Raw genomic sequence first — 19,394 nt, forward strand, 5'->3', positions numbered from 1 at the left:
GCGTTCGGTTCGGGCTGGGGTCAGGGGCGCTCGCCGAGCACCGCGGTGTCGCCTGCCGCCACCACCGCGTCGATCTCTTCAGCGGTGGGCATGGCGGTGGAACACTCCAGTCGGGAGGCCACGATGGCGCCCGCGGCGCTCGCGCGCTGGATCATCTCCTCCAGCGGCAGTCCCCGCAGCAGGCCGTCGACCAGGGAACCGCCGAAGGCGTCGCCGGCCCCCAGACCGTTGACGGTCTGCGCCTTGGTGGGGGGAACCTCGATGCGCTCGTCCTTGGTCTTGGCCAAGGTGCCCTTGGGGCCCTGCTTCACGATGGCGATCTCCACGCCACGTTCCAGCAGGGCGTCGGCGGCGCGCTCGGGCTCGGTCTCACCGACCGCGACCTCGCACTCGGCCTTGTTGCCCACCGCGACGGTGGAGTACTTCAGTGCCTCGGCGTAGCGTTCGGAGGCGATGTGGCGCTCGCGCCAGAACATGTCGCGCCAATCGAGGTCGAAGACCGTGTGTTGGGTGCGGCCCCGGTGCTCCAGCGAGGTCATGTGTGCCCAGTAGCTGGGCTCCTGGGACAGGCCGGTGCCGGTGAACCAGAACAGCTTGGCCTCAACGATGGAGCGCAGCGGGATGTCATAGGGGCGCAGCTGGAGGTCCGGGGCGGTGGGGCGCCGGTAGAAGTAGAGCGGGAAGTCATCCGGGGGGAAGATCTCGCAGAAGGTGATGGGGGTCAGCAGGTCGTCGGTGGTCTCGACGAAGTCGTCCTTGACGCCCAGTCGCTTCATCTCGCTGCGAAGCCACCGGCCGAAGGGGTCATCGCCGACGGCCGTGACCGTGGCCACGTCCTGGTGGCCCAGCCGGGCGGCCGCGACGGCCACATTGGTGGCGCTGCCACCCAGGAACTTTCCGAAGGACGTGACATCCTCGAGGCCGACTCCAATCTGGAGCGGGTAGAGGTCGACGCCGATGCGACCCATGGTGATGACTGGTTCTGTGGTGGTGGACGGGGACATTGGACTCCTCCTGAGCCTCGCTGCTCGACACCACAACTCTAGGATATTGTCAGGACAAAAGCCATATGTAGTCCTCTATTTGTCCTGACAATTGCAGCTGGGCGTCAGGCTGGGAGCGACGAGGATCGGACCACCAGCCGCGGGGTGATCTGCACATTGAGGGTGGGGGCGCTTGGCTCCGTCATTCGGCGCAGCAGTGCCTCGGCGGCACGCAGTCCGACCTCGTGGGTGCAGGGCTCGATCGTCGTCAGGTCCAGCAGGCGGCTGCGTGCCACGGGGGAGTTGTCGTAGCCCATCAGGGCGCAGTCCCGTGGGGTGCTTCGACCGTCCTCGCGCAGTGCCGCCCGCGCACCCAGTGCCATCATGTCGTTCGCGGCGAAGACGGCCGTGATCTGGGGATGTCGTCGCAACAGCTCGACGGTCCCGAGGTAGCCGCCTTCTTCCGTGGTGTCCTGGTCCCTTCCGGCGACCAGGGGTTCGAGTCCACGCGCCCACATGGCCTGTTCGAAGCCCGCACGCCGTGTGGCGGCGGCACCCCCCTCTCCGGAGATGTGGCCGATGTGCTGGTGGCCCAGGTTGGCCAGGTGCTCCACGGCCAGGTTCGCCCCTGTCAGCTGGTCCGACCCGACCAGGTCGGCCCCGGTGATGCCGTGCAGCCGCGTGCTCTCCACGACCGTTGGGACTCCCGGGTCCGCGAAGTCGTGCCCGGGCTCGGCGGCCACCACCAGCGCGTCGACGCCGCTCTCCAGGAACTCGTCGATGGCCGTGGGGTGGTTGGGCGAGATGTGCTGTTCCCTGATGGCCACGTGCAGGCCATGGGGGGCCAGGGTCTCGCGCAGGCCGTGCAGCATCGGCGCGAACCAAGGATTCTCGAAGTTGTCCACGACCAGGCCGATGGTGTGGCTTCGGTGGCGGGCAAGATTGGAGGCGGTGCGGCTTCGGCGATACCCCAGTCTCTCGATGGCCTCCTGTACTGCGAGTCGCTTGGTCTCGCTCACCAAGTCGGATCCATTGAGCACGAGAGAGACGAGTGACTTGGAAACGCCGGCCTCCTGGGCGACGTCGTAGATCGTCGGCCTGGCAGGGCTCTTGCTGGCCATGGCTCCTCCATTCCTCGTCGTCACAGCCTACTGGGCAGCTGTGGCGAAGCTCGCACCCAATTGTTCGGACAATGTCTTGACTCTCATTGGAGTGGGGCCTAGCGTTGATCGTACTTGGAGCGCTCCAAACAAGGTCGAGCGCCAAGGCCAGAGACACATCAAGGAGGATGTCGTGACCAAGCAATCCCTGGGCGTGGCCGTGATCGGCGCCGGCATGGCCGGACGATCGCACGCGGAGGCCTATCGAGTGGCCCCAACCCTGTACGAGTCCGTGCTGCCGGAGATCCGCCACGTCGCCATCTGCGACGCGAATGCCGGCTTCGCCGAGACCGCCGCCAAGCGCTTCGGCTACGAACGCTTCGAGACCGACTGGCACAAGATCGCCGAGGCCGACGACATCGACGTGGTCAGTGTCGTCGTGGCCAATGCCCTGCATCGCGAGATGGTCGAGGGGCTGCTCGCCGCAGGCAAGCATGTGCTGTGCGAGAAGCCGCTGAGCGACTCCATCGAGAATGCCCGTGCCATGGCGAAGGCTGCGCGCGAGGCCTCCACCGTGGCCCGCGTGGGCTTCACCTACCGTCGCCAGCCCGCCATCGCCGCCATCCGCGAGCTGATCCAGGACGGCACGCTCGGCAAGGTGATCAACTTCAGCGGCCGCTACTGGTGTGACTACTCCTTCGACGCGATGTCCCCGATGACCTGGCGCTATCGCGGCGCCCCCGGCACCGGCGCGCTGGGCGACGTGGCCAGCCACCTCAGCTACATCGGGGAGTTCATGGGCGGGCAGATCACCGAGGTGAGTGGTGGCCGCTTCCTGACCGCCATCACCAAGCGTCCGCTGCCCTTGGCTGACGTCCAGGGTCACGGCCCGGCCGCCGTCAGCGACACCTTCGAAGAGGTCACCAACGACGACTACGCCGGTTTCGGGGCCCGGCTCGCGGAGGGTGGCATCGCCACCTTCGAGGTCTCCCGGGTTGCCGCCGGTCACCCGAACGGCCTCAAGTTCGAGGTCTTCTGTGAGAAGGGCGCCGCTCGCTTCGACATGGTCAACCCCGGCCACTTCGAACTCTTCCTCAACGATGGGCCCTACGGCCGCAATGGCTACCGCGGCATCTCGTGCGGCCCGGACCACCCCTACTTCTCCAACGGCCTCCCGATGGACGCCCCCGGCGTCGGGGTCGGCCAGAACGACGGCTTCTACTTCCAGACGCGCGCCTTCCTCGAAGAGGTGGCCGGCATCCCCGAGGAGAAGTCGCTCCCGCGTAATGCCTCCTTCGACGAGGGGCTGCGCAACATGGTCGTCCTCAATGCCGTGGCCGAATCGGCCCAGCAGGGCGGCGCCGCGGTTTCCATCAATGACGTTTCCATCACCGACGAGGAGAACTGACATGAAGCTGGGTGTCTACAACGCAATCCTGCACGACCGTCCGCTGCCCGAAGCCCTCAAGGCCGTTGCCGAGGCTGGTCTGAACGGGATCGAGATCAACTCGGGTGGCTTCCTGCCCCCGGTTCATATCCCGAACATCGACGAGATCCTGACCAGTGATACCGCCCGCGATGACTTCCTGGGCCAGTTCGAGGGCACCGGTGTCCAGATCGCCGGCCTGAACTGCAATGGCAACCCGCTTCACCCCAATGCCGAGATCGGAGACAAGCACGCCGAGGACGTGCGCCGCTCCATCAAGTTGGCCGAGCGGCTGGGCCAGGACCGCGTGGTCACCATGAGCGGCCTGCCCGGTGGGGAACCCAACACCAAACACCCCAACTGGATCGTCAATGCGTGGAACTCCGCAGCACTCGACGTCTGGGACTACCAGTGGGACATAGCCGTGCCCTTCTGGCGTGAGATGGACCGGCTCGCGGCCGACCATGGCGTGAAGGTCGCCCTGGAACTGCACCCGCAGAACCTGGTCTTCACCCCGCTCGACATCCAGAAGCTGGTGGAGATGACAGGTGCCACCCATGTGGGTGTGGAGCTGGATGCCTCGCACCTGTTCTGGCAGCACATGGATCCGGTCAAGGCCGTGCGTTACCTGGGTGACCTGGTCTTCCACTCGGCGGCCAAGGACGCGCGCGTGAACCCCAATGCTGCCTACCGCTCGGTGCTGGACAACCACTTCCGTCGGCTGTCGCCCGACGAGCCGCGCACCAACCTGGGCGGCGACGAGTGGGCCAACGAGTGGCCGGCATACGGCGAGTCCGCCTGGGACTTCGTTGCCGTGGGCGTGGGTCACGACGTCGAGTACTGGGCCGACTTCCTGGAGGCCCTGTACGACGTGGATCCCGAGATGTGGGTCAACATCGAGCACGAGGACACCTCGATGGGCCGCATCGAGGGCCTGGAGTTCGCGTCGAAGACCCTGCACGAGGCCAACAAGATCCTGGAGCAACGCCTGGCGGTCCGCGCCATCCAGTGATCTCCGGGGGGTGTGGAGGGGTGCCGCAGCCTGGGCGTGCGGCGCCCCTCCCACCATGTTCCGGGTGGGGTCTTGCGCGAGTTCTTGTCCGAATGTAAGGTCAAATCATGCGCATTGGCATTGCAGGCGCGGGACGCATTGGCGCGTACCACGCGAACACGCTCACGAATCTTCCCGGTGTCGACGAGGTGGTCCTCGCAGATGCCTTCCCCGATGTGGCCCGGCGAGCGGCGGAGGAGGTGGGGGTCACCTACTCCGCGAACGTCGAGACCATGCTGGACAGGATCGATGCCCTGGTCATCACCTCGCCGACCACCACGCACGGCGACCTGATCCGGGCGGGCATCGCGGCGGGGTTGCCCACCTTCTGCGAGAAACCCGTCGCGGCGAGCCTGGATGAGGCCATCGAACTGGCTCGCCTTGAGCGGCGCAGTGAGGTGCCCCTGCAGATCGGCTTCCAACGGCGCTTCGACGCCGGCTACCGGCGGGCTCGCCAGGCCGTCGCCTCCGGCCGGCTGGGCTTCATCCACACCGTGCGCGCCTGCTCCTTGGACACCGCACCTCCGCCGGAGGACTACATCCGTGTCTCCGGGGGACTCTTCCGGGACTGCAACATCCACGACTTCGACGCCATCCGTTATGTCACAGGTGTCGAGGCGAAGGTCGCCTACGCCGTCGGTGGCAACAAGGGCACCTCCTACATCGCGGAGGCCGACGACATCGACACCGGCATGGGCATCTTCACCATGGCCGATGGCACCTTGGTCACCTTCTCCGGAAGCCGTGAGAACTCCTACGGTCACGACGTGCGGATGGAGGTGCACGGTTCCTTGGGCGACGTTGCCGTCGGACTCGACGAAAGCCTGGCGCTGGAGTCCGCGGAGCAGGATGTCGCCTGGCCCACAGGGCCCCGCGTCGTGAACTTCATGGACCGTTTCCTGCCCGCCTACCAGGTGGAACTGGCCGCCTTCTTGGATGTCGCCCGCGGTCAGATCTCCTCGCCCTGCACCGTCTTCGACGGGGTGCAGGCCCTGCGCATGGCCGATGCCTGTGACCGTTCCCGCCGGGAGGGGAGGCCCGTCCGGCTCGACGAGATCGCCGGTGCGGACCTCGCCGAGGACGGTGCGCGATGAGTCAGCTGAGTCTGCCCACCTCCCGCCGACCCGGCCCCGACGACGTCCCGCAGCTGGGTTGGGGGATTCTGGGGACCGGATGGATCGCGGAGCGTTTCTGCACTGCCCTGCGCGCCTCCACCACCCAACGGATTGCCGCCGTCGCCTCACGCAGCCAGCAACGCGCCGAGGAGTTCGGTGCCGCGATGGGTGCCGAGCGCAGCCACGGCAGCCTTGACGCCATGTTGGCCGATCCCGCCGTCGACGTCGTCTACGTCGCCACGCCGCATCCCAACCATCATGCGGATGCGTTGCGGGTGGTCGCGGCCGGGAAGCACGTCCTCGTGGAGAAGCCCATGGCTCTCAATGCCCAGCAGGCACGCGAGGTGGCAGCGGCTGCCCAAGCGGCGGGTGTCTTCTGCGCCGAGGCGCTGTGGACCCTCTTCCTGCCGAAGTTCGACGTGGTGCGCCAGTTGGTGACCTCGGGCGACCTGGGGGAGATCCTGGGTGTCCAGGCAGACCAGGGCGAGTGGTTCGACGCCGGCCATCGGATCCTGGATCCGGAGCTGGCTGGCGGCGCGATGCTGGATCTTGGCACCTATCCCGTGATGTTCGCCACGTGGCTGCTGGGGCAGCCCGACGAGGTCCGGGCGGTGGGTGCCCGGGCGTCCAGCGGCGTGATGGGCAGCGTGTCCATGTCCCTGCGTTATCCCTCGGGTGCGCAAGCCGCGCTCCAGACCAGCTGCCTGGTGGAACTGCCCAATGTGGGTTGCATCAGCGGCACCCGTGGCATGGTGCAGTTCGACCGCAAGTTCTACCAGCCGGGCGGATTCACCTATCTGGACCGCGCGAGCGGCACCACCCTGCGCTACGACGAGGAGGCCATCGAGCATGCGGGCCTCTTCCACGAGGCACTTGAGGTGGCCCGCTGCATCGGTGAGGGCAGGACGCAGACTCCGCTTCGCCCACTGGGCGACACCATCTCCTACCTCGACGTGATGGATGAGGTGCGCGACCAGGTCGGTGACCGCTTCGTCATGGAGTGAGTCGCCTCAGCCGCCGATCGCCTTGATGGTCTCGCGGACCATCGCCAGTTCCTCGTTGGTGGGGATCACCAGGATCTCGATCTTCGACTCCGGGGTGGAGATGCGACGCGGCTGCTTGGAGCGGACGCTGTTCACCTCGTCGTCGAGCACGGCACCGAAGTAGGAGAGCTTGTCCACCACCATCTTGCGCACATTGGCGGCATTCTCACCCACACCGGCGGTGAAGGTGATGGCGTCGATTCCGCCCAGCTGCGCGATGTAGTTGCCGATGTAGCCCACCAGCCGGTGCACGTAGACGTCCATGCCCAGCTTGGCGTCCTCGTTGCCGGCCGCGATCAGCTGGTCGATGTCGCGCATGTCGGTCTTTCCGGTGAGCCCGAACATGCCCGAGCGCTTGTTCAGCAGGGTGTCCACCTCGCTCACCGAGAGCTTCATCTCGCGGCCCAGGTAGGCGTGCAGGCCCGGGTCGACGTCGCCGGAGCGGGTTCCCATCACCAGGCCCTGGAGCGGGGTGAGCCCCATCGACGTCTCGATCGGGTGACCACCGTCGATCGCCGAGACGGAGGCGCCGTTGCCCAGATGGCACACGATCTGCTTCAGCTCGCTGATGTCGCGGCCCAGGAATTCGGCGGCTTGGCCACTGACGTACTGGTGTGAGGTGCCGTGGAAGCCGTAGCGGCGGATCTGGTACTTCCTGGCCAGCTCGCGGTCGATGGCGTAGGTGTGGGCCGCTGCCGGCAGCTCGGCGAAGAAGGCCGTGTCGAAGATGGCGACGTGCGGGACGTCGGGCAGGATCTCGCGCGCGGCGCGGATGCCTGCGATGCCGGGCGGGTTGTGCAGGGGTGCCAGGCCGCTGAGCTCCACCAGCTTGTTGATGACCGACTGGTTGATGACCGTCGTGGAGTTGAAGTCCGTGCCGCCATGGACGGTGCGGTGCCCCACGGCCACGGCGTCGACGATGTCGGGCCCATGCGTGTCGAACATCTTGACCACTGCGGCGATGGCCTCGGTGTGGCTGGGGAAGTAGGTCTCGTCGTGGAAGGTCTCGCCATCCACCTCGTGGTCGATCGTCCCCGGCGTCGGGTCGCCGACCTTCTGCACCAGGCCGACGGCCATCACGGCCTCGGTGTCAGCGTCGATCATCTGGTACTTGATGCTGGACGAACCGCAGTTCAGCAACAGGATGGGCTTCGGCATGGCAACAGCGTAACGGGCCGGTCCGAACCAGCCCACAGCGGGGAGCAACCGCCCAGCAACCGTCGCGGCGCAGCGGATGGACGGGCTACCGCCCCGGGCCGGGGTTCAATACGGTAGGAGCGGCGGGACGACGAGGTCTCGCACCAGAGGAGTGAAGGTCATGGCACGCACCCGCCACAACGCCCGTGAGTTCGTCGCGATGGTGACCGATGAGGACAGCTTCGAGCAGTGGCCGTCGTCGCCGCATCGCACCACCGATCCCGATTACGCCATCGATCTGCAGAAGGCGCGCGAGGCCACCGGCCTGGACGAGGCGGTGCTCACCGGCCGTGCCTCCCTGGACGGACACCCGGTGGCCATGGTGGTGGGTGAATTCGGCTTCCTGGGAGGCTCCATCGGGCACACCACCAGCGACCAGATCCTGCGCGCCATCACCCGCGCCACCGAGGAGCGGCTGCCGCTGCTGATGGCCCCCTGTTCCGGCGGCACCCGGATGCAGGAAGGCACCACCGCCTTCGTGCAGATGATCAAGATCGCCCAGGCGGCACAGGCGCATCGACGAGCCGGCCTTCCCTACCTGGTCTACCTGCGTCACCCCACCACCGGCGGGGTCTTCGCGTCCTGGGGTTCCTTGGGGCAGATCACCCTGGCCGAGCCCGAGGCGCTGATCGGCTTCCTCGGCCCCCGCGCCCAGGAGGCCATCAGCGGTTCCCGGATCGAGGAGGGCGTGCAACGCTCGGAGAACCTGCACCGGCTCGGCATCGTCGACGAGGTGGTGCCCGTCGAGGAGGTGCGCTCGGTGGGTGCCCGGGTGTTGAAGGCCCTGGGCGCTCCCAGCGTGGGGCCGGGAACGGTGCCGCGGGACCGCTCTCAGCTGGCCGCCGCAGCCGACCCGTGGGAGGCGGTGATGGCCACCCGGCACGAGAGCCGCCCGGGGTTGGCCGAGATCGTGCACTGGCAGGCCAAGGACATCGTGTGGCTGAGCGGCACCGGGGATGGCCAGGTGGACCCGGTCATGCGGGTGGGCATCGCGCGCCTCGACGGGATCCCGGTGGTGCTGGTGGGCCAGAATCGCAGCCTGCCGGTGGGGGAGCAGTCGCTCGGACCGGCCGGGCTGAGGCTGGCCCAGCGCGGATACCGGTTGGCGCAGGAGCTGGGCCTGCCGGTGGTGAACCTGATCGACACGCCCGGCGGTGCACTCACCAAGGAGGCGGAGGAGTCGGCGCTGGCCGGTGAGATCGCCCGCACCCTGGGGCTGCTGGCAGACCTGACGGTGCCCACCGTTTCGGTGCTGCTGGGGCGTGGCGGGGGTGGCGTGGCGTTGGCGATGCTGCCCTCGGATCGCACGCTGGGTGCCCAGAACGGCTGGCTCGCGCCACTGCCGCCCGAGGGTGCCAGCGCAATCGTGCATCGCAGCGCCGAACGTGCCGCGGAGATGGCTCGTCTGCACCGCCTCGGGGTGAACGACCTGCACGCAGAGGGAGTGGTCCACGAGGTGGTGCAGGAGCCGGACGACCCGGCTGCCGACGGCGGCAAGGCCTTCGCCGAGGCTATCGTCTCGGCCGTCGCCCATCACCTGCGCGAACTGGCCGAGATGCCCACCCCCGAACGCCTGGTGCTGCGGCGCGAACGCTTCACGCTGCTCGGCTGAGCCCTCCTGGCGGCCGAGCTCCCCACGGCGGCCGAGCTTGTCGAGGCCCCCCTCGACAGGCTCGGGGAACGGGGCGGCAGGCTCGGGGAGCGGGCTTCCCACGGCGGCCGAGCTTGTCGAGGCCCCCTCGACAGGCTCGGGGAACGGGGCGGCAGGCTCGGGGATCGGAGCGGGGCGTCAGGTTCGGGGTGCCGTCACTGGCCCATGCGCTGGGCCTGCTGCTCCAGGCGCATGATGCGGTCGGCCGTCGACGGGTGCGTGCTGAACATCTGGCGCAGGTTCAACCCGCCGAAGGGGTTGGCGATCATCATGTGGGAGGCGTTCACCATGTCCTTGGTGGGCGCCATCGGTGCCTGCGCGACGCCCTGCTCGATCTTGGCCAGGGCGCTGGCCAGTGACAGCGGGTCGCCGGTCAGCTCGGAGCCGTCCTGGTCGGCGTCGAACTCGCGGGTACGACTGATCGCCATCTGGATCACCGACGCGGCCAGCGGGGCCAGCAGCGCGGCGGCCAACATTCCCAGGCCGGAGCCCCGGTCCTCGCTGTCGCGATTGCCACCGAACATGGCGCCGAAGCTGATCATCTGGCCGATGGTGCTGATGACGCCGGCGATGGCAGCCGCCACCGAGCTGGTGAGGATGTCGCGGTTGTAGACGTGCATCAACTCGTGGCCCAGCACGGCGCGCAGCTCGCGTTCGTCGAGCAGCTGGGTGATGCCCTGGGTGACGCAGACCGCGGCGTGGCTGGGATTGCGGCCGGTGGCGAAGGCATTCGGGCTCATGGTGGGGCTCACGTAGAGCCTCGGCATGGGCTGGTCGGCGCGCGCCGAGAGCTCCTGCACCGTCTGGTACAGCCACGGCGCCTGCTCCGGGGTGACCGGCTGTGCGTTCATGGCGCGGATCGCCAGCTTGTCGGAATTCCAGTAGCTGTAGAAGGTGGTGGCCAGGCCCAGCAGGGCGAACAACAGGATGAAGCTCGAGTTGTTGGTGTAGCTGGCCAGGCCTGCGCCCACGAGCAGCAGCAGGCCGAAGATGCCGCCGAACAGTGCCGCCGTCTTCAGACCGTTGTAGTGCTTGTGCATACCTTCACAACGTGTGGGGAGGGGCAGACATTCCCGACGGGGTTGAAAACCCTCTGGGCTGACACGACGAAGCCCCCGCCGGGAGCGAGGGCTCCTGTCGGGGGCTTCGTCCAGCCGTGGACGGCTGACGTGGCTGAGTGGCCTCACCGGGGTGGGGCCACCGCGGTTCAGGCCTCGCGCAGCGGCGATCCGGCGCCGGACGGGCGCTCCTGGGCCTGGATGGCCGTCATCGCGACGGTGCTGACGATGTCGTCGACGGTGGCGCCGCGCGACAGGTCGTTCACCGGGCAGTTCAGGCCCTGCAGGGTGGGGCCGACGGCAACGGCACCGGAGGTGCGCTGCACGGCCTTGTAGGTGTTGTTGCCCGTGTTCAGGTCGGGGAAGACGAAGACCGTCGCCTGGCCGGCAACCGACGATCCAGGCATCTTCTTCTGTCCCACCTCCGGGTCGAAGGCCGCGTCGAACTGCAGCGGGCCCTCCACCAGCAGGTCGGGGCGCAGCTCCTTGACCATGGCGGTCGCCTCGCGCACCGCGTCGACGTCCGGGCCGGAACCCGACTCACCGGTGGAGTAGCTGAGCATGGCCACCTTGGGCTCGATGCCGAAGGCCTTGGCGGTCTCGGCCGAGCTGATCGCGATGTCGGCCAGCTGCTCCGGGGTGGGGTTCGGGTTGACGGCGCAGTCGCCGAAGACGAGCACCCGATCGGGCATGCACATCAGGAAGGAGCTGGAGACCACCTTGATGCCCGGCTTGGTCTTGATGAACTCCAGGCTGGGGCGGATGGTGTTCGCGGTGGTGTTCACCGCGCCGGAGACCATGCCGTCGGCCATGCCGAAGTGCACCATCATCGTCGCGAAGTAGGACGGATCGGCCAGCTTCTCCTTGGCCTGCTCGAAGGTGACCCCCTTCTTGGCGCGCAGCTTGGCGTACTCGGTCGCGAACTGGTTGAGCAGCTCGTCGTCGCTCGGGTCGACGATCTTGGCCTTGGACAGGTCGATCTTGAGGCGACGGGCGCGCTTGTTGATGGTCAGCGAGTCTCCCAGCAGCACGATGCGTGCCACGCCCCGCTCCAGGATGGTGGCCGCCGAGTGCAGGATGCGGTCGTCGCCCGATTCCGGCAGCACGATGGTGCGCATGTCGCTGCGGGCCTGGGCCATGATCTGGTTCTCGAACATCAGCGGGGTGCGCAGCGTCGACTGGTGGCGTTCCAGCGAGTCGAGCAGCTGCGCCGCGTTGATGTTGTCGGTGAACAGCTGGCGGCTCAGCTCCATCTTGCGCGGCGAGCTGGTGCGCGATCCCTCCAGGCGGCTCAGGATCTGGACGGCCTCGTGGGTGGTCTCGTCCACCGTCCAGATCGGCAGGCGGGCATCGACGGTGCTCAGCAGGGTGCGGATCGTGTCGGGGATCTCGTAGCCACCGGTCAGCACCACCGCCGCGACATTCGGGAAGGACGGCGAGCGGTGCGCCATCACGATGCCGGGCAGCAGGTCCATCCGGTCGGCGGGGATCAGGACGGTGTGGTCGTCCTTCATCCGCTTCAGCAGGTTGGGCAGGGTCATGCCGGCCACCACGATGCCCAGCGACTCCTTGCCCAGCTCACGCTGGCTGCCCACCCACAGCTCGGAGTCCATGGCGTCGAACTGCATCTCGACGGTGGGGGCGGCCAGCATGTTGGTCTCGGGCAGCACACCGGTGACCAGATCACTGCGGATGCCGGCCAGCGCGATGCGCGCCTCGTCGGCCAGCTCCGGCGGGATGCGGGTGGCGATGACCCCGAAGATGGAGTTGTGCAGCTTCTCGTACTCGTGCAAGCCCACCTCGGCGGAGCGACGGACTTCTTCGACGCTGCGGCCCTTGCCGCGCACCACGAGCAGGACCGAGGCATTCAGGTTCGCGGCGATGCGGGCCTGGAAGTTCATCTCGATCGGGGCGGTGACTCCGGCGTAGTCGGAACCGACGATGACGATGGCGTCGTACTTCTTGTTGAGCGCCTCGTAGCGGTTGACGATGGTGGTCATCGCCTCGTCGGGATCGGCGGCGAACTCGGCGTAGCTGATGCCGATGGCGTCGTCATAGGACTGCGGCACGGACTCGTGCGCGATCAGGGTCCGGGTGACGATGTCGTCCTCGGCGGACTTCACCAGGGGACGGAAGACACCAACGGAGTCGACGGTACGGGCGAGGGCTTCGACAAGGCCGAGAGCGATCGTGCTCTTGCCTTCACCGCCCTCTGAGGACGCGATGTATACGGCTTTGGTCACGTACCGAGCCTAGCTCGTCGGCAGCCGTCGACAGTAGGGGGTGTACCGCCTTTGCGCACCCCGGCGCTCAGTGCACGCGAGGGCCGGGATGGTCCTCGGTGGCCGCCCTGGAGGCGCGGTCGACGAAGTGCCCGGTGACCAGCCCGTCGAGCAGTCCGACGGCCCCGCCGGCCAGCCCCACCCACTGGTGCTGCTGCCACACCACGGTGCCCACCATCGCTGCCAGCAGGGCCAGCAGGTAGACCACCCAGAAGGGGCGGGCCAGATGGTTCAGCTGCCCCACCAGCGAACGGTGCCCGCTGACGAAGCGTCCCAGGGCGTAGACGCAGATGGCCACGATCACCAGCCCGACGGGGATGGCGACCTTCCACGACATGGCCCACAGCAGGAAGCCCGTCACGAGGGCGGCGGCGCCCAGCATCACGAAGTACAGCGAGTACTGGCGTCCGGCGCGCCGCGAGAGCGCCAGCACGGCGTTGGAGTCGGCGATCTGTCCGGACGGCTGGCTGGGATTGGTCATGGCCAACAGTGTGGCAAAGATGTGCCTGCCTGCGTGTGCTGGCGCGCCAGTGCTCCTCCTCGGCAGCCAGAAGCGTCGGTGGCGGCGGCTAGAGTCGACGGCATGATCCAGCTCGGTGCCCATGTTGACCAGACCGACCCCCTTGCACAGGCCCGGGAGATGGGGGCCACCGCGGTGCAGTTCTTCCTGGGGGACCCCCAGAAGTGGAAGGGACCGCAGCTCGACGCGGAGTGGGCGGAGCGGCTGCGCGTCGAGGCCGACGAGGCGGGGGTGCAGCTGTGGGTGCACGCCCCCTATGTGATCAACCTGGCCAGCACCAACAACCGCATCCGGATCCCCTCGCGCAAGCTGCTGCAGCAGAACGTGCACGCGGCCGCGCAGATCGGGGCCGCCGGGGTCATCGTGCACGGCGGTCACGTCACCAAGGACGACGACCCGGCAGTGGGTTTCGACAACTGGCGCAAGGCCGTCGACGGGCTCGAGATGTCCTGCCCGATCCTGATCGAGAACACCGCCGGTGGTGCCAATGCGATGGCCCGCCACCTGGATCGCATCGACCAGCTGTGGAGCACCATCGCCAGCGCCTCCGACTCCGACAAGGTGGGTTTCTGCCTGGACACCTGCCACGCCCATGCCGGCGGCGAGGAGCTCGTCGGTCTGGTGGAGCGGATCAAGGCGATCACCGGCCGGATCGACCTGGTGCACTGCAATGACTCGCGCGATGCCTTCGACTCCGGCGCCGACCGGCACGCGAACCTGGGGCAGGGACAGGTGGACCCCGAAGGGCTGGCCGAGGTTGTCCGGCTGGCCGGGGCCTCCGTCGTGCTGGAGACGCCGGGCAGCGCCGAGGTGCACGCCCTCGAGATCGAGTACCTGAAGGAGCAGCTGCGCTGATGGCCGACACCTCCGACGGGCTGCTGTTCACCTCCAACACCCTGGATCCGATCGAGCGCACCTCCCCCGCGCAGGTCATCGACGAGTCCACCTTCCACCTGGCGCGGATGCTGGCCGATTCGGCAGAACGTTTCGCCGATCGTCCTGCCACCCGGGTGGAGGGCCCGGACGGGGAATGGCAGGTGGTCAGCTATGCCGACTTCCATGCGCAGGTGCAGCAGGCCGCCCGGGCCCTGGTCGAACTGGGCGTCGAGCCCGGTGACCGGGTGGCGATCTTCTCCAACAACCGCCCCGAGTGGTCGATCGCTGACTTCGCGACGTTGGCGGTGGGGGCGATCGTGGTGCCGATCTTCGCCGCCTCCAGCGCCGACCAGGTGCGTCACATCCTGGCCGACTCCGGGGCACGAACGATCTTCGTCGCGGGTGCCCGGGAGCTCCAGCTGGTGCAGCAGGCCACCGACGCACTGTCGCACCCAGGGCCCGAGGGCGGGGCGGCAACCCAGCCGGTCGAGGTCTTCAGCTTCGACGAGGTGCCCGGCCTCACCTCGCTGCGCACGCTGATGGCCCGCGACCACGCCGAGCATGCCGACGAGGTGGCACGGCGCACCGCCGCCGGAAAGCCCCAGGACGTGGCGACGATCGTCTACACCTCGGGGACCACCGGCCCCAGCAAGGGCGTGATGCTCCTCCACGGCGGTTTCGCCAACCAGATGGTCGCGATCGATGCCTGCTGGGACTTCCAGCCCGAGGACCACTCGCTGTGCTTCCTGCCGCTGGCGCATTCCCTGGAGCGGTTGTGGACCTTCCACGTCTTCCACTGCGGCTGCATGAACACCTACTGCACCGATCCGAAGCAGGTGGGGCGACTGCTGCCCAAGGCGAGACCCACACTGCTGGTCAGCGTGCCCCTGTTGTTCGAGAAGGTGATGGCCGGTGCCCGGGAACAGGCAGCCAGCCCGGTCGCCCGTCGCACGATGGACTGGGCGCTGCGCGTGGGCGGGCAGTGCCAGCGCGCCTACCGCAAGGGCAAACAACCCACGCGCTACTGGCGCTCCCAGCTGCCCCTGGCCGACAAGCTGGTGCTGTCGAAGATCCGCGCCGCCGTGGGTGGCAACAAGACCCTGCTGGTCAGCGGCGGGGCGCCGCTGCGCCGTGAGGTGGTGGAATTCTTCTCCGCGGCGGGAATCCTGCTGGGGCAGGGTTACGGCCTGACGGAATCGGGCCCGATGATGACCATCTACCGCAATGACCGCTACAAGGTGGGCACGGTCGGGTTCGTCATCAAGGGCAGCCAGATCCGCATCGGCGAGGGTGGCGAGATCCTGGTGCGCGGCGGGTCGCTCATGAAGGGGTACTGGAGGAACCCGGAGGCCACGGCCGAGGTGATGCGTGACGGCTGGCTGCACACCGGGGACGTCGGCTACGTCGATCGTGACGGTTACGTGACGATCACCGATCGCATGAAGGACATCATCGTCACCACCAGTGGCAAGAACGTGGCGCCGCAGGCCGTGGAGGCGGCCCTGATGGCCGACCCCCTCTTCGAGCAGGTGGTGGCGGTGGGCGACGGGCGCCCGTGCATCGTGGCGGTGTTGCAACCCAGTGCCGACGGGTGGCGTGAGCTGGCCGAGGAGCTGGGGACCACCGCCGGCCCCGATGAACTGGCCCGCGATCCGCGAGTGGTGGAGTTGCTGCGCGAACGTGCCGCGAGCCTCACCGAGGAGCTGGCGCCCTATGAACGGGTGCGCGGCGTGGTGGTCTCGCAGGGCCGGATCACCATGGCCAGCGGCATGGTGACGGCCACGATGAAATTGCGGCGCCGTGAGATCGAGAAGGCCTTCGCGGCCGAGATTGACCAGCTGTACAAGAAATTGCGCGAGGAGCGCCGGCGCTGATCCCTGGCCGGACGGGGCGATCCTCCCCACCTGCTGTGGTCTTCTGCGGTGCCGGGTGCAAGAATTGGCGCTGCCTACGGTGCCGTAGGTTCTGTGGTTTCCTGCTGGCAGGTCCGGTTCGTCTGGTGAAAGGTCTGACATGGAGCATCTCGCGCACATGTTCCGTTCGACGGTGGCGCAGCACGGCTCGCGTCCTGCCACGCGCCTCCGCGTGGGTGATCGCTGGGAGGTGCAGACCTACGACGAGCTGGCCGCAGCGGTCCAGCGCACCGCCAGGGCGCTGGTCGACGCCGGCGTGCAGCACGGAGACCGGGTCTCGATCTTCGCGCACAACTGCCCCGAATGGGAGCAGGTGGACTTTGCCTGCATGACCATCGGTGCCGTCCCCACTCCGATCTATGCCACCAGCACCCCGGACCAGATCAAGCACATCATCAATGACTCCGGCGCCCGGATGATCCTGGTCGGTGGCGAGTCCGAGGCCAGGCGTTGTCTCGAGGTGCTGGACCAGATGCCGAGCGTGCTGCGGATCGTCTCCTTCGCGCCCGTCGAGCTGGAAGGTGTGACCTCGCTGGCCGACTTCGATGACGGTGGCTTCGACCAGGCCCGCATCGACGAGCTCGACGCCGAGGTGGAGCGTCGCTTCGGCGCCGTGGAGCCGGACGACCTGTGCGCCATCATCTACACCTCGGGCACCACCGGCGACCCCAAGGGCGTCATGCTGCAGCACAAGGCGCTGATGGCACAGAACCACGCGTTGGGGCTGCGTCTGGTGACCACCCCCGAGGACCACAGCCTGTGCTTCCTGCCGCTCTCCCATGCCCTGGAGCGCGGCTTCACCATGTTCAACGTCAGTCGTGGCTGCATGATCACCCACGTGCCCGACGCGAAGCAGGTGGCCGACATGCTGGTGCTGGCCCGGCCAACCCTGATCGCGAGCGTCCCGAAGCTCTACGAGAAGGTCTACTCCACCGCGCACGGCCGGGTGGCCGACGACCCGGCGCGCAAGAGGATCTTCGACTGGGCGCTGCGGGTGGGCGGGCAGTGCCAGCGCGCCTACCGCAAGGGCAAGCAGCCGAACTGGTACTGGCGGGCCCAGTTGCCGCTGGCCGACAAGCTCGTGCTGTCCAGCATCCGTGAGGCCATGGGCGGCAACAAGACGGTCGCCGCCTGTGGCGGTGCGCCGCTGCGCCTGGAGGTGGCCGAATTCTTCTCCGCCGTCGGCATCCTGATCCTGGAGGGCTTCGGGCTGACCGAGGCCTCGCCGCTGGTCAGCTTCAACCAGCCGAACAACTTCAAGCTGGGCACTTGTGGCCCGGTGATGGAGGGCGGCGAGATCAAGATCGGTGCCGAGAGCGAGATCCTCTTCCGTGGCCCCACCGTGATGAAGGGCTATTGGAACAATCCCGAGGCCACCGAGCAGGCCATCGACGAGGACGGCTGGCTGCACACCGGCGACGGGGGGTACGTGGACAACGACGGGTACCTGGTGATCAATGACCGCCTCAAGGACATCATCGTCACCCTCAACGGCAAGAACATCGCCCCGCAGCCGATCGAGGGCCTGCTGCTGTCCGATCCACTCTTCGAGCACGCCGTGCTGCTGGGCGACAACCGGCCCTGCCTCACGCTGCTGGTCAAGCCGTCGCTGCCGCACCTGGCCGAACTGGCCGAGAAGCGTGGCATCACCTACACCACGCCGTCCGAACTGCTGGAGAACTCGGAGGTGGCCGAGGAGGTTCGCCAGCGCGTCGACCAGCTCACCGAGAAGCTCCCCAGCCATGAGCAGATCCGCGACCTGCGGGTGCTCTTCGAGGACTTCACGATGGACAACGGGCTGCTCACCCCCACCTTGAAGGTCAAGCGTCGTGAGGTGGAGAAGCGCTTCGGCGAGATGATCGACGACATGTACGGCAAGCTCGCGGAACGTCGCAAGGCCGCCTCCGACCGGTGAATCGCACCGCACGCTGCTGAACAGGGGTGAGCCCTCCGGCCATGCAGACCGGAGGGCTCATCCGTGTGGCAGCGTTCAGCTGAAGCGCCACTCGATGGTGTTGTGCCAGGTCTCGCCGGGGCGAAGCACCGCGGAGCGACCCCAGTCCTGGTTCGGGGAGTCCGGGTGCTGCTGCGGTTCCAGGGCCACCGCGTCGCCCTGACGCAGGCGCTGGCCGGAAGCGGGGATCCAGCTGCCATCCAGGAAGTTGCCGGTGTAGACCTGCAGCGCCGGCTGGTCACTGTGCAGCTCCATCGCACGACCCGTGGCGGGGCACTCCAGGCGAGCATGGCGACGCATGCCCGTGCCGCGGATCTCGAAGGAGTGGTCGATGCCGTGCGCCAGCGCGATCTGCTCGTCCTCCTCGCGCACCCGTTCCGCGATCCGGGTGGGGGAGCGCAGGTCCATCGGGGTGTCGGCCACGTCGGCCAGCGAGCCCAGCGGGATCGAATCCTGGTCGATCGGCACGAACTGGTCGGCCTCCACCAGCAGCAGGTGCTCCTCGGCGGTGCCGCGCGAGGCCAGGTTCAGGTAGGTGTGGCTGGTCAGGCAGCAGATGGTGGGGGCGTCCGTGGTGGCGCTCAGCTCCAGCCGGAACCCGTCGGCGACGAGCCGGTAGGTGGCCAGGGCCCTCAGCTCGCCGGGGAAGCCCTGGTCGCCGTCGGGGCTCACCAGCCGGAAGGTGATGAAGTCATCGCCGCGGTCGGCGACCAACCACACCTGCGAGCTGAAGCCCTCGGTTCCACCGTGCAACGCGGTGCTGCCCTCATTGGCGGTGATGTGGTGCCGCACGCCATCCAGTTCGAAGCTGGCCTTGGCGATCCGGTTCGCGTAGCGCCCCACCACGGCACCGAAGTAGGCCGAGGTGGCCTCCTGCTGCCGGGCCAACGTGCTGAAGCCCACCACCGTCTCGGTCTCGGGGTCATCCCCTCGCAGCCGGAAGCCGTGCACCGCCGCCCCCAGGTCAAGCAGGCGCAGCTGCGGCCCGTCCTGGCTGCCGAGCAGGAACTCGGTCACCTCACGTCCATCGTCCAGGGTCCCGAAATGCCGTTCTTCCAGGGTCATTCGCCCATCAACTCCCTCAAGGTCTCCACCGGCAGCTTGGGCTGACGGTTCTCGTCGCACAGGCCGTTGGCCTCCTGAAGAGTGTCCGTCAACTGGGTCCAGCAGTAGCCGCCGAGCACCGGTGAGGCCTTGACCACCTCCATGATCTCTCGAACCCGAC

General features: G+C 67.8%; 16 protein-coding genes. 8 read left to right on the plus strand and 8 right to left on the minus strand.

Features of this window, described 5'->3' with window-relative positions; translation table 11 throughout:
* Positions 1-20 precede the first annotated feature (20 nt).
* Positions 21-1,004, minus strand: a complete 984-nt coding sequence (iolC, locus tag ACOAMO_RS05115) for a 5-dehydro-2-deoxygluconokinase (protein WP_420176508.1) — start codon at positions 1,002-1,004, stop codon at positions 21-23.
* 104 nt (positions 1,005-1,108) lie between these two features.
* A complete protein-coding gene (locus ACOAMO_RS05120; RefSeq protein ID WP_420176509.1) occupies positions 1,109-2,104 on the minus strand; it encodes a LacI family DNA-binding transcriptional regulator in 996 nt (331 codons plus the stop codon).
* A gap of 172 nt (positions 2,105-2,276) precedes the next feature.
* On the opposite strand from ACOAMO_RS05120, the gene ACOAMO_RS05125 reads away from it, so the two are divergent.
* The 4 genes from ACOAMO_RS05125 (at position 2,277) to ACOAMO_RS05140 (ending at position 6,679) form a co-directional block, all read left to right on the plus strand.
* Entirely contained in the window at positions 2,277-3,491 is a 1,215-nt protein-coding gene (locus tag ACOAMO_RS05125; RefSeq protein WP_420176510.1) for a Gfo/Idh/MocA family protein, read from the plus strand.
* Between the two features lies 1 nt (position 3,492).
* Positions 3,493-4,521: a sugar phosphate isomerase/epimerase family protein gene (locus ACOAMO_RS05130; RefSeq protein WP_420176511.1), complete on the plus strand. Its 1,029-nt coding sequence runs from the start codon at positions 3,493-3,495 to the stop codon at positions 4,519-4,521.
* Positions 4,522-4,628: 107 nt separating this feature from the next.
* Positions 4,629-5,654: a Gfo/Idh/MocA family oxidoreductase gene (locus ACOAMO_RS05135; protein WP_420176512.1), complete on the plus strand. Its 1,026-nt coding sequence runs from the start codon at positions 4,629-4,631 to the stop codon at positions 5,652-5,654.
* Positions 5,651-6,679, plus strand: coding sequence for a Gfo/Idh/MocA family protein (locus ACOAMO_RS05140; RefSeq protein ID WP_420176513.1), 1,029 nt, complete (start codon positions 5,651-5,653; stop codon positions 6,677-6,679). Before ACOAMO_RS05135 ends, ACOAMO_RS05140 begins: the two co-directional genes overlap by 4 nt.
* 6 nt (positions 6,680-6,685) lie before the next feature.
* On the opposite strand, the gene ACOAMO_RS05145 is transcribed toward ACOAMO_RS05140, so the two are convergent.
* Positions 6,686-7,876 (minus strand): acetate/propionate family kinase, encoded by a 1,191-nt coding sequence (locus ACOAMO_RS05145; RefSeq protein WP_420176514.1) that lies wholly within the window; start codon positions 7,874-7,876, stop codon positions 6,686-6,688.
* 160 nt (positions 7,877-8,036) lie between these two features.
* On the opposite strand from ACOAMO_RS05145, the gene ACOAMO_RS05150 reads away from it, so the two are divergent.
* Positions 8,037-9,527, plus strand: a complete 1,491-nt coding sequence (locus ACOAMO_RS05150; RefSeq protein ID WP_420176515.1) for a carboxyl transferase domain-containing protein — start codon at positions 8,037-8,039, stop codon at positions 9,525-9,527.
* Between the two features lie 194 nt (positions 9,528-9,721).
* On the opposite strand, the gene htpX is transcribed toward ACOAMO_RS05150, so the two are convergent.
* The 3 genes from htpX to ACOAMO_RS05165 all read right to left on the minus strand — a co-directional run bounded on the left by htpX (position 9,722) and on the right by ACOAMO_RS05165 (position 13,387).
* Positions 9,722-10,606 (minus strand): zinc metalloprotease HtpX, encoded by an 885-nt coding sequence (gene htpX / locus ACOAMO_RS05155; RefSeq protein WP_420176516.1) that lies wholly within the window; start codon positions 10,604-10,606, stop codon positions 9,722-9,724.
* A 167-nt stretch (positions 10,607-10,773) separates the two neighbouring features.
* Complete coding sequence (gene pta / locus ACOAMO_RS05160) at positions 10,774-12,867, minus strand: phosphate acetyltransferase (protein WP_420176517.1); 2,094 nt, start codon at positions 12,865-12,867, stop codon at positions 10,774-10,776.
* A gap of 67 nt (positions 12,868-12,934) precedes the next feature.
* Complete coding sequence (locus ACOAMO_RS05165) at positions 12,935-13,387, minus strand: hypothetical protein (protein ID WP_420176518.1); 453 nt, start codon at positions 13,385-13,387, stop codon at positions 12,935-12,937.
* 102 nt (positions 13,388-13,489) lie between these two features.
* Here ACOAMO_RS05165 and ACOAMO_RS05170 point away from each other — a divergent pair, with 102 nt between their 5' ends.
* From ACOAMO_RS05170 to ACOAMO_RS05180, 3 genes are all read left to right on the plus strand, one after another.
* Entirely contained in the window at positions 13,490-14,281 is a 792-nt protein-coding gene (locus tag ACOAMO_RS05170; protein ID WP_420176519.1) for a deoxyribonuclease IV, read from the plus strand.
* On the plus strand, positions 14,281-16,176 hold the full coding sequence (locus ACOAMO_RS05175; RefSeq protein WP_420176520.1) for an AMP-dependent synthetase/ligase: 1,896 nt from the start codon (positions 14,281-14,283) through the stop codon (positions 16,174-16,176). The genes ACOAMO_RS05170 and ACOAMO_RS05175 overlap by 1 nt, the downstream gene beginning before the upstream one ends.
* A gap of 139 nt (positions 16,177-16,315) precedes the next feature.
* Complete coding sequence (locus ACOAMO_RS05180) at positions 16,316-18,130, plus strand: AMP-dependent synthetase/ligase (RefSeq protein WP_420176521.1); 1,815 nt, start codon at positions 16,316-16,318, stop codon at positions 18,128-18,130.
* A 75-nt stretch (positions 18,131-18,205) separates the two neighbouring features.
* Here ACOAMO_RS05180 and ACOAMO_RS05185 read toward each other — a convergent pair whose 3' ends face one another.
* The gene (locus ACOAMO_RS05185; RefSeq protein ID WP_420176522.1) at positions 18,206-19,234 is read right to left on the minus strand and encodes an aldose epimerase family protein; all 1,029 of its coding nucleotides are present in this window, start codon (positions 19,232-19,234) and stop codon (positions 18,206-18,208) included.
* The gene (locus tag ACOAMO_RS05190) at positions 19,231-19,377 is read right to left on the minus strand and encodes a hypothetical protein (protein WP_420176523.1); all 147 of its coding nucleotides are present in this window, start codon (positions 19,375-19,377) and stop codon (positions 19,231-19,233) included. Before ACOAMO_RS05190 ends, ACOAMO_RS05185 begins: the two co-directional genes overlap by 4 nt.
* Between the last annotated feature and the right edge of the window lie 17 nt (positions 19,378-19,394).

This window comes from Luteococcus struthionis (genome assembly GCF_048595755.1).
Lineage (GTDB): Bacteria > Actinomycetota > Actinomycetes > Propionibacteriales > Propionibacteriaceae > Luteococcus.

Coding starts and splice junctions, on each gene's coding strand:
- iolC (WP_420176508.1), bottom strand. CDS start 1,004: ATGTCCCCGTCCACCACCACAGAACCAGTCATCACCATGGGTCGCATC.
- ACOAMO_RS05120 (WP_420176509.1), bottom strand. CDS start 2,104: ATGGCCAGCAAGAGCCCTGCCAGGCCGACGATCTACGACGTCGCCCAG.
- ACOAMO_RS05130 (WP_420176511.1), top strand. CDS start 3,493: ATGAAGCTGGGTGTCTACAACGCAATCCTGCACGACCGTCCGCTGCCC.
- ACOAMO_RS05135 (WP_420176512.1), top strand. CDS start 4,629: ATGCGCATTGGCATTGCAGGCGCGGGACGCATTGGCGCGTACCACGCG.
- ACOAMO_RS05140 (WP_420176513.1), top strand. CDS start 5,651: ATGAGTCAGCTGAGTCTGCCCACCTCCCGCCGACCCGGCCCCGACGAC.
- ACOAMO_RS05145 (WP_420176514.1), bottom strand. CDS start 7,876: ATGCCGAAGCCCATCCTGTTGCTGAACTGCGGTTCGTCCAGCATCAAG.
- ACOAMO_RS05150 (WP_420176515.1), top strand. CDS start 8,037: ATGGCACGCACCCGCCACAACGCCCGTGAGTTCGTCGCGATGGTGACC.
- htpX (WP_420176516.1), bottom strand. CDS start 10,606: ATGCACAAGCACTACAACGGTCTGAAGACGGCGGCACTGTTCGGCGGC.
- ACOAMO_RS05165 (WP_420176518.1), bottom strand. CDS start 13,387: ATGACCAATCCCAGCCAGCCGTCCGGACAGATCGCCGACTCCAACGCC.
- ACOAMO_RS05170 (WP_420176519.1), top strand. CDS start 13,490: ATGATCCAGCTCGGTGCCCATGTTGACCAGACCGACCCCCTTGCACAG.
- ACOAMO_RS05175 (WP_420176520.1), top strand. CDS start 14,281: ATGGCCGACACCTCCGACGGGCTGCTGTTCACCTCCAACACCCTGGAT.
- ACOAMO_RS05180 (WP_420176521.1), top strand. CDS start 16,316: ATGGAGCATCTCGCGCACATGTTCCGTTCGACGGTGGCGCAGCACGGC.
- ACOAMO_RS05185 (WP_420176522.1), bottom strand. CDS start 19,234: ATGACCCTGGAAGAACGGCATTTCGGGACCCTGGACGATGGACGTGAG.
- ACOAMO_RS05190 (WP_420176523.1), bottom strand. CDS start 19,377: ATGGAGGTGGTCAAGGCCTCACCGGTGCTCGGCGGCTACTGCTGGACC.